The sequence below is a fragment of the Nocardia sp. NPDC101769 genome (assembly GCF_044766925.1).
Taxonomy (GTDB): Bacteria; Actinomycetota; Actinomycetes; order Mycobacteriales; family Mycobacteriaceae; genus Nocardia.
This window is the reverse complement of sequence record NZ_JBIWMX010000034.1, coordinates 26768-40484: the sequence shown is the minus strand read 5'-3', so window position 1 is coordinate 40484 and position 13717 is coordinate 26768. Positions and strand designations below refer to the sequence as shown.

Below are 13717 nucleotides of genomic sequence, written 5' to 3'. Positions count from 1 at the left end.
CTCACATTTGTCGGGTCGAAGTCGGTTCGGAATCGGTTGGCCACCCGTCGGTTTCGAACGCGCCGAATCCGGGCGGCGGGCCGTCGCGCAAGGCGGTGGCGATGGTCGCGGGCCACGGTTGGGAGCCGCCCATGGCCTCGGGCGCGTACACGGCGGTGAGCGCGCCGCGGGCGGCGATGGCGGGCGGTTCCGGTGCGAGCGCGCGGCTCTCGGCCGGAATCCTGCGGATGACGAACTCGTAGCGCACCGAGGAGCGGCCCACGGCGCTGACCGTCAGGTCGATGGAGGCGGTATCGCCGAACCAGAGTCGTTCAAGGTAGTCGACCTCGTATCGGACCCGCGGAATGCTGCCGAACAGCCCACGCAGCCCGAGTGATTCGAGCAGTGCCGCCTCGGCCGCCTCGACCCACCGCACCACCGTGCTGTGGTGGTAGTGGCCCGCCGCGTCGGTGTCCTGCCAGTCCACGACGCGGTCGACGACGATGCCGGTCATCGCGCGGCCCACCGTTCGCGCAGCCGGAAGCGCAGCAGCTTGCCGCTGGGATTGCGGGGCAGGCCGTCGACGAATTCGATGCTGCGCGGGTACTTGTACGGCGCTGCGGTCTTCTTGACGAAATCCTGTAGCTCGCGGATCTTCTCGACATCGCCGGGGACGCCCGGGCGCAGGACCACCGCCGCGTGCACGATCATGCCGCGGTCCTCGTCCGGTATCCCGATCACCGCGCTCTCCACGACGTCCGGGTGCTGATCGAGGACCGCCTCGACCTCGGGAGCACCGATGTTGTAGCCGGCGGAGACGATCATGTCGTCATTGCGCGCGTGGTACCAGAAGTAGCCGTCGGCGTCGCGAGTGTAGGTGTCTCCGGTCAGGTTCCAGCCATTGCGCACGAACTCCCGCTGCCGGTCGTCGGCCAGGTACCGGCACCCGGTCGGTCCGCGCACCGCGAGTACGCCGGGCGTGCCGTCGGGCACCGGATGACCGTCCTCGTCCTGAATTTCGGCGCGGAAGCCGGGCACGACCTTGCCGGTGGACCCGGGGTGGATATCGTCGTCGGCGGCGGCGATGAACACGTGCAGCATCTCGGTGCCGCCGATTCCATTGATGATTGCGAGCCCGGTTCGCTCCCGGAACCGTTCGAAGACGTCCAGGGGCAGATGCTCACCCGCCGACACGCACCGCCGCAGCGATCGCAGGCGGTCCGGATCGTCGCGCTTGAGCAGCGCTTTGTAGGCGGTCGGCGCGGTGAAAAGCACTGTGACCGAAAACTTCTCGATGGCTGCCACCAGCGCCTCGGGTTCGGGTTTCTCCAGCAGCACCACCGACGCACCCACCGCGAGCGGGAAGATCACCAGCCCGCCGAGGCCGAAGGTGAATGCCACCGGCGGTGTTCCGGCGAAGACGTCGTCGCGGTGCGGGCGCAGTACCCGCGCGGAGAAGGTGTCGGCGATGGCCAGCACATCGCGATGGAAGTGCATGGTCGCCTTGGGAATTCCGGTCGTGCCTGATGTAGGGGCGAGCAGCACGACGTCGTCGGTGGCAGTCTGCACATCGGTGTGGTCCACCGGTTTCGTTGCGGCCCTGCGGATCAGGTCGTCCGCATCGGGTCCGCCGAACGCGCAGATCGGCAGCTCGGGGTCCGCCGCGGCCAGTTCGTCGAGCAGGCGGTGATCGCACAGCGCCAGCGCCGGGCGGGTCAGCTCGACCAGTTTGGCCAGTTCGGGCGCGCGCAGCAGGGGCATGGTGGTCACCACCACCCCGCCGGCCTTGACCACGCCGAACCAGCAGGCGACCAGCCATGCGGTGTTGGGTGCGCGCAGCAGGACGCGGTTGCCGGGGACCAGGCCGTAGTCGTCTGTGAGGACGTGCGCGATCTGATTCGCGCGGTCGAGCAGGTCACCGTAGGTCCAGGTTTCGCTGTCGGAGTGCAGGCACGGCCGGGCCCGGCCGTGGGCGGCCACCGCCGCGTCGAGCAGGGCGCTCGCGCAGTTGAGCCGGTCGGGGTGGCGCGGCCCGTCCGGATCGAGGATCAGATCGGGCCAGTCGGCCACGGGCGGGAGGTGGTCCCGGCAGAAGGTGTCGTCGTGTGCGGAGGGGGTGAGCATGCGACTCGGCCCTTTCGAACTGCTGAGCCGCGCGCTCAGGACCGGTCGGAACCCAGGGCGGCCACGGCTTGGATCTCCACCAGCGCCTCGGGCTGCCAGAGCGCAGTGACGCCGATGCCGGCCATGGCCGGGTACGCCTCGCCCACCAGCTCCCGCCAGATCCGCCCGATCTCCTTGCCCACGGCCTGGTATCCGGGGATGTCGAGCAGGTAGATGGTTACCGAGAGCAGGTGCTGCGGCTTGCCGCCGGCCGCCTCGAGCGCGGTGAGCACATTGGTCAGCGCCTGCCGGAACTGGGCGAGGATCCCGCCCTCGACGATCGTTCCCTCCGGCGTCAGGGCCGTCTGCCCTGCCAGGTGAACGATGTCGCCGGAGCGCGTCGCATGGGAGAAGCCGGACGGTTTCGGCAGTTCGGGCGGATTGATGTGGTCGACGAACATTTCGCCTCTTTCTCGCGGAGACCCACCGGGCGGCGAGCCGATTCAATGGGGGTGGCCCACCCCACAATATGGTGTTACATTTACCAGCGTCAATAGAACGCTACATAGTCACTCGCCGGCGAGCGTTCGAACCCGCCACGGGCAAGCCCGGCCGAACTCCTGGAGTCTCCAGCGATGCGTTTGCGCACAGTTCTCAGCGGCGACGGCGGCAGCCGCGCCGACATCCGTCACGACGGGCAGTGGTACGCGACCACTGCCGCCGACGTCGGCGCCCTGCTCCGCGACCCGGCGCGCCCGAGCCAACCGCCGCCCGACGCCCGGCCCGCACCGCCGGGGCGGGCCGCCCCGGTCGTCACCGCGCCGTCGAAGATCGTGTGCTGCGGCCACAACTACCGCGCCCACATCGCCGAACTGGGCCACCGGACTCCCGAATTCCCTACGCTCTTCGCGAAATTCGCCGACACCCTCACCGCCTGGGATGCCGATATCGCGCTGCCCGGCCCGGCCGAGGAGGTCCTGTTCGACTGGGAGGCCGAGCTCGCTGTCGTCGTCGGCGCCACCCTGCGCCGCGCCGATCCCGGCACCGCGCAGGCGGCCATCGCGGGATACACCGTGGCGAACGACTTCTCGGTGCGCTCCTGGCAGCGCCGAACCCCACAGTGGTTGCAGGGCAAGGCATTCGACGCCACCACTCCCCTGGGCCCGGAACTGGTGACGCCCGACGAGGCCGATCCCCGCGACGGTCTGCGCATCACCTGCCGGGTCAACGGCGACGAGGAACAGGTCGGCCGCACCGACGATCTGGTCTTCGACCCGGCGACACTGCTGTCCTATATCTCGGCCTTCACCGTGCTGCGCCCGGGCGATCTGGTCCTGACCGGCACCCCCGGCGGCGTCGGCATCGCCGCGGACCCGCCGCGCTACCTGCGTCCAGGCGACGTCGTCGAGACCGAGATCGAGGGCATCGGGCTGCTCCGCAACCGAATCGCCCACTCCCCCACCGAAATCGAGCCCGCGTCGCGGGACGGAAAGGAAACACGATGACCAGCGACATCACCACCGGGATCGCCCCGATCGTCACCCGGTCCGGCGAGGAATACACCGGGACGGCGCAATCCGGTGGCGCGGTACGGGTCTCGGGCGTGAGCCCGCAGCACACCCCGGCCACCAAGATCTGGTACGGCAAGGTGACCAACGAGCCCGGCTACCGCTCGCTGCCGCACCACCACGGCGAGGCCGAGACCGGCGGCTACGTGCTCACCGGCACGGCCCGTATCTACTACGGCGAGAACTACCAGGAGCATGTCGACATGAGCGCGGGCGACTTCGTGTTCGTGCCGCCGTTCATGCCGCACGTCGAGGTCAATATGAGCACGACCGAACAGCTGGTCTGGCTGACCTGCCGCACCCCGGACAATATCGTCGTCAACCTCCCCGACGTCGACGATTCGATCCTGGCGGGGTACCGCCGGGCGTGACCAACGGGTCCGGGCCGGATGGCCGGCCCGGACCGCACAGTGCCACAGCCGATCTCTCGTCGCGCACCGAGGGACGGAATCCGGATAGCCTGCGCGCGGACTGTATAGCTCCGCGCCCGCGCCGGCCCTACCGTGCGAGCTATGACCGACATCACAACCGATGCCGACGCGATCGTCGTCGGCTCCGGGATCAACGGCCTGGTGGCCGCGACCGAATTGGCGCGCGCCGGCTGGTCGGTGCTGCTGCTGGAAGGCCAGAGCGAGATCGGTGGTTTCATCGCCACCGAGGAACGCACGCTGCCCGGCTACCGGCACGACACCTACTCGTCGTGGCATCCGATGTTCGTGTCCGGACCGGCCTACGCCGAACTCGGCCCGGCCCTGCACGATCACGGACTCGAGTACCGCAACACCGACGGGTGGGTGACCGCAAGTCTCGCCGATGACGGGCGGGTCTCGCTGGCGCATCGCGATCCGGAACGCACCGCCGCGCAGTTCGCGCACGCCGCAGACCGCGACGCGTACCTGGCGATGCTGGGCCGGCTCGCCGACAGCGCAACCTCGATCGGCGGTCTGATGAACGCCGAATTGCGTTCGGCGCCTGCGCTCGTCCCGCTGGCCGGACTGCTGCGCGGCAATGGCCGACGCGGCACCGAGGACTGGCTGCGCACCGCGGCCACCAGCGGTCGAGGCTACGTACGCCGCGAATTCCAGGGCCCCGAGGTCGACCACCTGTTCACACCGTGGCTGCTGCACGCCGGATTGTCCCCGGACCATGCCTCCGGCGGTCTGATGATCCCGTTGCTCGCGGCCACCCTGCATGGTGCCGGACTGCCGATCGTGGCCGGCGGCTCGGCCGGGTTGCTCACCGCCTTCAGGTCGCTGCTGGATTCCCTCGGCGTGCAGATTCGGACGTCGACTCCGGTCGAGCGCATTCTCGTCGAGCACGGCCGCGCGACCGGCGTCGTGACACCGGACCGCACCCTGCGCGCACGGCGCGCCGTGCTCGCCTCGGTGACCCCGACCGCCCTGTACGGCAACCTCTTGCCGCCCGACGCGGTGCCCGACTCCGTTCGCGCCGAAGCCGCGGCGTTTCGCTACGGCCGCGCGGAGATGCAGATCCATGTGGCGCTCTCGGCACCGCTGGACTGGCGCGACGCCCGGTTGCGCGACATTCCGCTGATTCATCTCTCCGACGGATCCGGCAGCACCGGAATCGCCTGTGCCGAAGCCGAAGCCGGGCTGCTCCCCCGCCGTCCGACCGTCGTGGTCGGCCAACAGTATGTGCTCGACCCCACCCGGGTGCCGGAGGGGACCGCCGCGCTCTGGCTGCAACTGCAGGAACTCCCGTTCAGCCCGCGCGGGGACGCCGCCGGGGAACTCGACACCGCCGACGGGTGGACACCGCGGCTCGGGCGTGGATTCGCCGATCGGGTGCTCGCGCGGATCGCCACCCATGCCCCGGACCTACCGGGGAAGGTGGTCGCGGTCGACGTCATCACCCCGGCCGACTTGGCCGCCCACAATCCCAATGCCGTCGGCGGCGATCCGTACGGAGGTGCGTGCGAGGTGGACCAGAGTTACCTGTGGCGGCCCCTGCCGTCGGTCGGACGCCATGCCACGCCCGTACGCGGCCTGTGGCAGATCGGCGCGTCGACGCATCCGGGGCCCGGGTTGGGCGGCGGCTCAGGACATCTGGTCGCGCACGCGCTCACCCGGCCGCACCGGCTGCGTGGGCCGCTCCCTACCCGGGACCGGCGCGGCCGATGATCGGCGCGCGGCGGACGACGTCCGCGTCCTGCGGATAGCCGGTCAGTGTCGGCCGAATCACACTCATCCCATCAGTTCTCTCACTTTCAGGAGTCGCGATGTCCCTGCTCAACGCCGTCGTAGACGCGACCCGCTCCGGCGCTGTCGACATCATCGATCTGACCACTCCACTTCGTGAGTCCACGCCGATCCTCGAGCTGCCGCCCCCGCTGGCCAACACCCTCCCGTTCCGGCTCGAGGAGATCAGCCGCTACGACGATCGCGGTCCCGGGTGGTACTGGAACAACATCCACACCGGCGAGCACACCGGCACCCACCTCGACGCGCCCGTGCACTGGGTCAGCGGCCGCGACGGCCACGATGTCTCCCAGGCTCCGCTGCACACGCTGGTCGCGCCCGCGGCGGTCATCGACATGACCGCCGAGGCCACCGCCGATCCGGATTTCCTGTTGGAGATCGACCACATTCGGCATTGGGAGAAGCAGCACGGCCCGCTCCCCGAGGGCGGCTGGCTGCTGTACCGCACCGGGTGGGACGCGCGCGGCGAGGACGCCATCGCGTTCACCAACGCCGGGCATACGCCCGGCGTCTCCGTCGAATGCGCCACCTGGTTGGCCGAAGAGTCCACCCTGACCGGATTCGGGGTGGAGACCGTCGGCACCGATGCGGGCGCGGCGGCGGGCTTCGAACCGGCCTTCCCCTGCCACAGCATGCTGCTGGGCGCGGGCAAATGGGGCCTGACCAGCTTGCGCAATCTCGGTCGGCTGCCCGCTACCGGTGCCCTGCTGATCGTCTCCCCGCTGCCGATCGTCGGCGGTTCCGGCAGCCCCGCGCGGGTGCTGGCCCTGGTCGAGCGCAGCGCCGAGTAGGAGGAAAAGGCCATGGCGGAGCGGTCATTCGCGAACGAGGTCGGCAAACTCCGACAGGGTGCAGGCACCACCTTGCACGTGGAGGGCATCCTGGCCGTTACCAAGGCGCTGCTGCAGTCCGGCATCGCCTATGTCGGCGGCTATCAGGGCGCACCGATCTCCCATCTGATGGACGTGCTCGGCGATTCCAAGGACGTACTCGACGAGCTGGGCGTCTATTTCGAGAACAGTGCCTCAGAGGCCACCGCGGCGGCGATGCTGGCCGCCTCGGTGCACTATCCGCTACGTGGCGCGGTGACATGGAAGTCGACCGTGGGCACCAACGTTGCTGCCGACGCCCTGGCCAATCTGGCCAGTGGCGGCGTCACCGGCGGAGCACTCGTCATTCTGGGCGAGGATTACGGCGAGGGCTCGAGCATCATGCAGGAACGCTCGCACGCATTCGCGATGAAATCACAGATGTGGCTGCTGGATCCGCGGCCCGACATCACCGCGATAGTGAACGCGGTCGAATCCGGATTCGAGCTGTCGGAGGCCAGCAACACCCCGGTGTTCCTGCTGCTGCGGCTGCGCTCGTGTCACCTGCACGGGACGTTCACGGCCTCGGACAACAGGCGGCCGCCAATGACCGTGACCGAGGCGACCCGGCGACCGACCCGAGACGTGACCCGAATCGTCCTGCCGCCGTCCAGCTTTCAACACGAGAAGGAGAAAATCGAGAACCGGTGGCCCGCGGCGGTGGACTACATCCGCGAGCACCGGCTCAACGAAGTGTTCGGCGAGGACCTCGCCGATGTCGGCATCATCGTCCAGGGCGGGCTCTACAACACCCTCAACCGGTCGATGGAACTGCTCGGATGCTCGGATGCCTTCGGCGACACCAAGGTTCCGCTGTACGTCATGAACGTCGCCTACCCGGTGATCGACGAGGAGATCATCGAATTCTGCGCGGGCAAACGCGCGGTGCTGCTGGTCGAAGAGGGCCAGCCGGACTTCATCGAGCAGAACATCAATACGATCCTGCGCCGCGCCGGCATACCGACCGCATTGCACGGCAAGGACATGTTCACCATGGCCGGCGAGTACACCTCACTGGTACTCACCCGGGGACTGCACCGGTTCCTGACCGACTACCTGCCGGCGGCGATCACCGCCGAACCCGCATTACTGCGCCCGGCCGACGATCCGGCCAGCCCGTTCGCCGCGCGGGTCGAGCCGGACCTGGTGCGTCCGCGTCCGCCCGGGCTGTGCACCGGATGCCCGGAACGACCGATCTTCAGCGGATTGAAACTCGCCGAACGAGAGACCGGGCAGCATCATGTCAGCGCCGATATCGGCTGCCATCTGTTCTCGATCAACGCGCCTTTCGATATCGGTGCCACCACCATGGGATACGGGCTCGGCTCGGCCGCGGCCTCGGCACTGAACTCGAAGGACTCCGACCAACGCACCATCGCGATCATGGGCGACGGCGGTTTCTGGCACAACGGCCTGACCAGCGGCGTCGGCAACGCTGTGTTCAACCGCAACGACCAGCTGCTGGTGGTCGTGGACAACGACTACGCCGCCGCCACCGGAGGCTAGGACGTCCTGTCCTCCCACGCCGAAACACCGGCGCGCTCCACCAAACACCCGATCGAGCAGGCCGTGCGCGGCATCGGAGTCGGGTGGGCCAAGACTATCGACGACACCTACGACGTCACCACCGTGCGCGACACCTTCATCGAAGGACTCACCACCCACGAGCCGGGACCGAAAGTCCTTGTCATGCAGAGCGAATGCCAGCTCAACCGGCAACGCCGCGAAAAGCCGCAGCGGGCACAGGCATTGAAGGCGGGCGAGCGGGTGGTCCGGGAACGATTCGGGGTCGACCCGGAGACCTGCACCGGCGATCACGCCTGCATCCGGGTCTCCGGCTGCCCGTCGCTGACCATCACCGACAACCCCGATCCGATGCGCACCGATCCCATCGCCACCGTGCTCGACAGTTGCGTCGGCTGCGGTGTGTGCGGCGCGAACGCGCATGCGGCGGTGCTGTGTCCCTCGTTCTACCGCACCGATGTCGTGTACAACCCCACCCGCCGGGATCGCCTGCTGGCGCGGATGCGCTCCTGGTGGATCACCATGCTCTCCCGCGGCGTCGAACGCCGCGCGGCCGGATTGGAAGCGGCGAGATGACAAGCTGGTACACCGGGCAGCGCCCACTCACGATCGCGATTCTGGCCATGGGCGGCGAAGGCGGCGGCGTGCTCGCCGACTGGATCGTGGAGGTCGCCGAGGCCGCCGACTACTATGCGCAGACCACGTCGGTGCCCGGCGTGGCCCAACGCACCGGAGCCACCGTCTATTACGTGGAGCTGCTCCCGCGCCCGGCGCGCGAAACCACGGGCACCGGACGGGCGGAACCGGTACTGAGCGTCTTCCCCACTCCCGGCGAAGTCGACATCGTCATCGCCTCGGAGCTGATGGAGGCCGCGCGCGCCGTGCAACGCGGCTTCTCGACCCCGGATCGGACCACGCTGATCACCTCCACGCACAGGGTCTATTCGATCGACGAGAAAATGGCGCTCGGCGATGGTCGCGTCGACGGCACGGCACTGCTGGACACCGCCCGCCGCGGTGCGAAGCGTTTGATCGCAACCGATTTCATGGCGGTCGCCGAACAGCATCGCAGTGTGATCAGCGCGGCCCTGTTCGGCGCGGTGGCCGGGTCCGGACTGCTGCCGTTCACCCGGGAGCAGTGCGAAACACCGATCCGCACGTTCGGCAAGGGCGTCGAGCAGTCACTACGGGCGTTCGCCGATGGCCTCGCCGCGGCCGCGGCAACGATCGAACCCGCGAGCCGACCCAACGCCGCGCAGCCGGTGGAGTTGACCCTCATCCCCAAGCCCCTTACCGCCGAGGAGCGCAAGGCCCGAGAGGAGCGGCGCCGCAACGAGATCGCGGCGACCGATCCGGGTGCGCTGGTAGGCCCGCGACTCCGGGAACTCGCACGGACGGTCACCGACATGCCGCCGGCGTCCCGGTCCATGATCCTGCACGGTCTGGTACGCACCGCCGTCTATCAGAATCCGCGGTATGCCCGGCTCTATCTGCGGCGCGTCGCCGAATTCGCGGCGGTCGACCCCGACCGCGGCGGAGAGGCCCGGCTCACCCTGGAAGCAGCGCGGCAGCTGGCCTTGTGGATGTGCTACCAGGACACGATTCAGGTTGCGCTGCAGAAGATCCGACGCCACCGCACGGACCGCATCCGGGCCGAGGCGAGCGCCGAACCCGGCCAGCTCATCCAGGTCCGCGAGTATCTGCATCCGCAGATCGACGAGATCACCGACACCATGCCGGTCCGGCTCGGCTCGATCCTGCACCGGTCCAACACATTCGGGCGCCTGGTCCGCCGGCTGACCCACCGGGGCATGATCGTCAACACCAGCTCGATCACCGGCTACACGGCGCTGTCGCTGACGGCCCGGCTGCGCCCGCTGCGCCCGCGCTCACTGCGGTACGCCCGTGAGCAGGAAGCCATCGACCAGTGGTTGCACACGGCCGCGGCCGCCGCGGCTCTCGACGCCGAGTTCGCCCGCGAGATCCTGGAATGCCAGCGCGTGCTCAAAGGCTACGGTGCCACCTACGAACACGGCGCCGAGAGTTTCGGCAAGCTCATGCACGCGGCCCTTGCCCTGGCCGACCACACAGACGCCGCCGCACGGCTGGCCGCGCTCAGAGCGGCCGCGCTCGCCGACGAATCCGGTGCCGCCCTCACCGCCGAACTCCTCACGACGGTTCCCGAGCCGAACCACCCGACACCGCCCTCACATACCCCGCGCGTCGACGGTCTCTTCACCAATTGAGCTGGGCGCGGTGTTCCACGAGCCCGCACCGCAGAACGCGACACTGCCCCCGGCGTTCGTCGAGCTGTCCTGGCTCGTGGTCCCCGCCGGGCTGATCACCTTCCACATCGTCCACGTCACGCGCCACGGCCTGAAGGCCTGAAGCGCGCCCGGCAGTCGGTCACCGGCCGGGCGGCGCGAGCAACTGCAGTCCCTCACGGACCGCGCGGGCGGCGAGCTCGGCACGGGAACCGCAGTGCAGCTTGGCGAGGAGATGTTCGATATGGGTCGCGACGGTCTTGGGACTGACCACCAGCCGAGCCGCGATCCCCATATTGGTGTCGCCCAGCGTGACCAGGTGCAGGGTGTGCAGTTCACGGATGGTCAGCCCGTGCGGGCGGGCGATGCGATGCTCGGTGACCAGCACCTCGCCACGCCGACCCGGAATGAGTTCGACACGGTGGCAGGCTCTTTCGGCGTCGAGCCACAGGAATCGCCCGGCCTCCGGGGCGTGAGCGAGCAGGGTCCACAGCGCGGCACCGTCGCACAGGTGTGGGCCTGGCTCGCGCTGATCGAGATCGACGCCGCCCGCGGCTGTGCGCACCCGCGCATGGGTCGATGGATCGAGCCGGCGGGCCAGCAGATTCGGTTCCTTCATGAGGTCGCAAGCATTGGCGAAAACCGGCAGCAGCCGGTCGATGGCCTCGCGCCGCCGGTCGGTGGCGGCGTCGGCCCGGGTCCAGCTGACATGCACCGACCCGACGTAGCGACCGCCGCGCACCTGCAGCGCGGCCGACGCGCCCTCCCGGAAGCCCGCCGGAATCAGCAGCCTGCCGGTGACGGTATCGGTCACGTCGATGTGCCAGTCATCGCGGAAATCGCGCCACCGCACTGCGTGCGGCACCGTGCTGACCAGCTGATAGGTCACGCTATCGGCGCCGAAACCCGTGGTGGCGTGCCGCAGGAGCGCGGCGGAGTAGCCGTGGCTGGCCAGCACGTGATGGCGGCCGGCCGCGTCCAGCGGATCGAACACGATGACCGCCACCGCCTGGGCGGCGGTGAATCCACGCAGGGTGTCCATCAACTGCGCGGCCTGTTCGCCGATCTCGGGATCGAGGTCAGGCGGAGGCGAATCTTCCTGTGCCGCAGCTGCTTCCGTACATCCGGGCGCGAGGTGGTCGTGAACTTTCGTGGGCGTGCGCTTTCCGTGAATCCGCTGAGCTGACCCGAGGCTAGCAGTCCCGCGAGCGATCCGAGCGCAAACTCGGGTGATACAAGAAATCGGTGAATCGACCGATGGTCGTGCCGTGCCTCGACGGTCAGGATGACTCGCAACGAATAGCGATTCGGTGTTCGGACCAGAGTGCAGAGGAGATTCCGGCATGGGTGAGCAATTGTGGCGTAAAGGGGCAGGCGAGCTCGCGGCGCTGATCCGGGATCGCGCGGTATCCGCGAGCGAGGTGGTCGAGGCGCACCTGGCGCGCATCGAGGAGGTCAACCCGGAACTCAACGCCGTGACCGTCGTCCTCACCGAGGAGGCCCGCGACGGTGCCCGCCGGGCCGATCGGGCGGTCGCCGAGGGCGCGGAACTCGGTCCGCTGCACGGGGTTCCGGTCACCATCAAGGAGAACATCGACGTCGCCGGCACCGCCACCACCCAGGGCATGGCCGCGCTCGCGGGCGCGATCGCGGCCCAGGACGCCCCCGTGGTCGAGCGGCTGCGCGCGGCCGGGGCAATCGTCCTCGGGCGCACGAACATGCCCGACTCGGGATTGCGGATCGCGACCGAGAGCTCGCTGCGTGGCACCACCAACAATCCGTGGCGGCGCGGGCGCACGGCGGGTGGATCCTCCGGCGGCGAGGCGGCGGCGCTGGCGTCTGGTATGTCTCCGCTGGGGGTCGGCAATGATCTGGGCGGCTCACTGCGCAATCCCGCGCACTGCTGCGGAATTTCGTCGCTGAAGCCGACCACCGGCCGCATCCCGCAGGCCACCGATCTCGAGCCGAGGGACCTGCCGCCGTCGATCCAGCTCATGGGGGTGGCGGGGCCGATGGCCCGTACCGTCGCCGACGTCCGCCTCGGCTACGGGATTCTTTCCGGCGCGCATCCCCGCGACCCGATCAGCGTCCCCGCGCCGCTGCACCACCCCGATGCCGCGCAGCGCGTGCGGGTGGCCCTGATCGCCGAACCGCCCGGCGGCAGTACCGATTCCAGAGTCGCCGACGTGGTCCGGCAGGCGGGCGCTCAGCTGGCCACCGCGGGCTACGAGGTCGAGGAGGTCACCCCGCCGGAGTACGAGGCGGTGCTCGACCTGTGGCGCCGCTTCCTCATGACCGATGTACGGATCATGTGGCCCGGGCTCGCGCAGATCCTGGGCCAGCAGGGAAAGGATTTCGTGCTGGCCGCCTTCGACGAGATCCCGGCCCTGGACCGGGATGGCTATATCGGGGTGTTGATCCAGCGGCAGCGCCTGCAACGCCTGTGGTCGGAGTTCTTCCTCGACTACCCGCTGATCCTGTCGCCGATCTGGGCCCGGCCCGGCTTCGAACACGGCTGGGACGTCGTCGATCCGGATCATTCCTTGGCCACCCTGGAACTGCTGCGGCCGGTCATGCCCGCCAATGCCCTCGGGCTGCCCGCCGTCGCGACCACCGGCGGATTCGCCGACGGCATGCCCGTCGGGGTCCAACTGATGGCCGCGGCCTTCCGCGAGGACCGGGCGCTGTCCGCGGCCGAGGTGCTGGAGGCGGCAGTCGGCGTCCACACGCCGATCGACCCGTTCGTCAGCGGCCAGTAGCTGTTCGTCGCCAGGAAAAAGGAGGCCGCGCAAAAGAAATCTGCTGTGCGGTCGCCTGTTCTCTATTTTGCAAGAGTAGATGTCGGGCGTCGCCTGCAGCGTCTCCGGCTTCGAGTGAGACGGCGCAGGGCCTCGCGCACCGGGGTGATGGAGACGCCGAGCCGCTCGGCGACTTTGTCTTGCAGGATAGGCGTGCCGGGAGGCATTGCGCCGCTGAGGATTTCCGACCGCAACGCCTCCTGCACGTAGCCCGCGCGGCTGCCCGGGGGCTTGACGGCGGCATAGGTCATGTCGGGTCCGGTGGACCCGGTGGCGGATGACGCCGTTCCGGTTGCGGCGTTCGCGCTTCGCCGTGCCATCGAATCGAGCCTCCTGCTCTCGTGCCGCTGTCCTGATCGTGGTGCCCGCGGCGACCCCTTGACGGCTAATCTT

General features: G+C 69.1%; 14 protein-coding genes. 9 read left to right on the top strand and 5 right to left on the bottom strand.

From position 1 onward, the window contains the following. Position 1 precedes the first annotated feature (1 nt). From ACIRRA_RS37030 to ACIRRA_RS37020, 3 genes are read right to left on the bottom strand one after another with little or no spacing between them, the layout of a single operon-like run. On the bottom strand, positions 2–493 hold the full coding sequence (locus ACIRRA_RS37030) for an acyl-CoA thioesterase (RefSeq protein ID WP_402778117.1): 492 nt from the start codon (positions 491–493) through the stop codon (positions 2–4). Then, positions 490–2103 (bottom strand): AMP-binding protein, encoded by a 1614-nt coding sequence (locus ACIRRA_RS37025; RefSeq protein WP_402778114.1) that lies wholly within the window; start codon positions 2101–2103, stop codon positions 490–492. Before ACIRRA_RS37025 ends, ACIRRA_RS37030 begins: the two co-directional genes overlap by 4 nt. A 35-nt stretch (positions 2104–2138) precedes the next feature. Further along, a complete protein-coding gene (locus tag ACIRRA_RS37020; RefSeq protein WP_402778111.1) occupies positions 2139–2543 on the bottom strand; it encodes a RidA family protein in 405 nt (134 codons plus the stop codon). A 174-nt stretch (positions 2544–2717) separates the two neighbouring features. On the opposite strand from ACIRRA_RS37020, the gene ACIRRA_RS37015 reads away from it, so the two are divergent. The 8 genes from ACIRRA_RS37015 to ACIRRA_RS36980 all read left to right on the top strand — a co-directional run bounded on the left by ACIRRA_RS37015 (position 2718) and on the right by ACIRRA_RS36980 (position 10650). Further along, positions 2718–3587: a fumarylacetoacetate hydrolase family protein gene (locus tag ACIRRA_RS37015; RefSeq protein WP_402778109.1), complete on the top strand. Its 870-nt coding sequence runs from the start codon at positions 2718–2720 to the stop codon at positions 3585–3587. Continuing rightward, positions 3584–4021, top strand: coding sequence for a cupin domain-containing protein (locus tag ACIRRA_RS37010; RefSeq protein ID WP_402778106.1), 438 nt, complete (start codon positions 3584–3586; stop codon positions 4019–4021). Before ACIRRA_RS37015 ends, ACIRRA_RS37010 begins: the two co-directional genes overlap by 4 nt. 141 nt (positions 4022–4162) lie before the next feature. After that, positions 4163–5791, top strand: a complete 1629-nt coding sequence (locus tag ACIRRA_RS37005; RefSeq protein WP_402778103.1) for a phytoene desaturase family protein — start codon at positions 4163–4165, stop codon at positions 5789–5791. A 98-nt stretch (positions 5792–5889) separates the two neighbouring features. Next, positions 5890–6660: a cyclase family protein gene (locus ACIRRA_RS37000; RefSeq protein WP_402778101.1), complete on the top strand. Its 771-nt coding sequence runs from the start codon at positions 5890–5892 to the stop codon at positions 6658–6660. A gap of 12 nt (positions 6661–6672) precedes the next feature. Then, positions 6673–8244, top strand: a complete 1572-nt coding sequence (locus tag ACIRRA_RS36995) for a thiamine pyrophosphate-dependent enzyme (protein ID WP_402778098.1) — start codon at positions 6673–6675, stop codon at positions 8242–8244. A gap of 63 nt (positions 8245–8307) precedes the next feature. Further along, a complete protein-coding gene (locus ACIRRA_RS36990) occupies positions 8308–8838 on the top strand; it encodes a hypothetical protein (RefSeq protein ID WP_402778095.1) in 531 nt (176 codons plus the stop codon). Beyond that, positions 8835–10508 carry an indolepyruvate oxidoreductase subunit beta family protein gene (locus tag ACIRRA_RS36985; protein ID WP_402778092.1) on the top strand — a complete coding sequence of 558 codons (1674 nt, stop codon included), beginning with the start codon at positions 8835–8837 and terminating at the stop codon, positions 10506–10508. The genes ACIRRA_RS36990 and ACIRRA_RS36985 overlap by 4 nt, the downstream gene beginning before the upstream one ends. A gap of 10 nt (positions 10509–10518) precedes the next feature. Continuing rightward, positions 10519–10650, top strand: coding sequence for a hypothetical protein (locus ACIRRA_RS36980; protein ID WP_402778090.1), 132 nt, complete (start codon positions 10519–10521; stop codon positions 10648–10650). An 18-nt stretch (positions 10651–10668) separates the two neighbouring features. Here ACIRRA_RS36980 and ACIRRA_RS36975 read toward each other — a convergent pair whose 3' ends face one another. After that, positions 10669–11568, bottom strand: coding sequence for a response regulator transcription factor (locus tag ACIRRA_RS36975; protein WP_402778087.1), 900 nt, complete (start codon positions 11566–11568; stop codon positions 10669–10671). 301 nt (positions 11569–11869) lie between these two features. Here ACIRRA_RS36975 and ACIRRA_RS36970 point away from each other — a divergent pair, with 301 nt between their 5' ends. After that, positions 11870–13285, top strand: coding sequence for an amidase (locus ACIRRA_RS36970; protein WP_402778084.1), 1416 nt, complete (start codon positions 11870–11872; stop codon positions 13283–13285). Between the two features lie 62 nt (positions 13286–13347). Here ACIRRA_RS36970 and ACIRRA_RS36965 read toward each other — a convergent pair whose 3' ends face one another. Continuing rightward, positions 13348–13575: a GntR family transcriptional regulator gene (locus ACIRRA_RS36965; protein ID WP_402778081.1), complete on the bottom strand. Its 228-nt coding sequence runs from the start codon at positions 13573–13575 to the stop codon at positions 13348–13350. Between the last annotated feature and the right edge of the window lie 142 nt (positions 13576–13717).

Excerpts from the sequence above, each read along its gene's own strand:
- ACIRRA_RS37030 (WP_402778117.1), bottom strand. The coding sequence starts at position 493 with ATGACCGGCATCGTCGTCGACCGCGTCGTGGACTGGCAGGACACCGAC.
- ACIRRA_RS37025 (WP_402778114.1), bottom strand. The coding sequence starts at position 2,103 with ATGCTCACCCCCTCCGCACACGACGACACCTTCTGCCGGGACCACCTC.
- ACIRRA_RS37020 (WP_402778111.1), bottom strand. The coding sequence starts at position 2,543 with ATGTTCGTCGACCACATCAATCCGCCCGAACTGCCGAAACCGTCCGGC.
- ACIRRA_RS37015 (WP_402778109.1), top strand. The coding sequence starts at position 2,718 with ATGCGTTTGCGCACAGTTCTCAGCGGCGACGGCGGCAGCCGCGCCGAC.
- ACIRRA_RS37010 (WP_402778106.1), top strand. The coding sequence starts at position 3,584 with ATGACCAGCGACATCACCACCGGGATCGCCCCGATCGTCACCCGGTCC.
- ACIRRA_RS37005 (WP_402778103.1), top strand. The coding sequence starts at position 4,163 with ATGACCGACATCACAACCGATGCCGACGCGATCGTCGTCGGCTCCGGG.
- ACIRRA_RS37000 (WP_402778101.1), top strand. The coding sequence starts at position 5,890 with ATGTCCCTGCTCAACGCCGTCGTAGACGCGACCCGCTCCGGCGCTGTC.
- ACIRRA_RS36995 (WP_402778098.1), top strand. The coding sequence starts at position 6,673 with ATGGCGGAGCGGTCATTCGCGAACGAGGTCGGCAAACTCCGACAGGGT.
- ACIRRA_RS36985 (WP_402778092.1), top strand. The coding sequence starts at position 8,835 with ATGACAAGCTGGTACACCGGGCAGCGCCCACTCACGATCGCGATTCTG.
- ACIRRA_RS36975 (WP_402778087.1), bottom strand. The coding sequence starts at position 11,568 with ATGGACACCCTGCGTGGATTCACCGCCGCCCAGGCGGTGGCGGTCATC.
- ACIRRA_RS36970 (WP_402778084.1), top strand. The coding sequence starts at position 11,870 with ATGGGTGAGCAATTGTGGCGTAAAGGGGCAGGCGAGCTCGCGGCGCTG.
- ACIRRA_RS36965 (WP_402778081.1), bottom strand. The coding sequence starts at position 13,575 with ATGACCTATGCCGCCGTCAAGCCCCCGGGCAGCCGCGCGGGCTACGTG.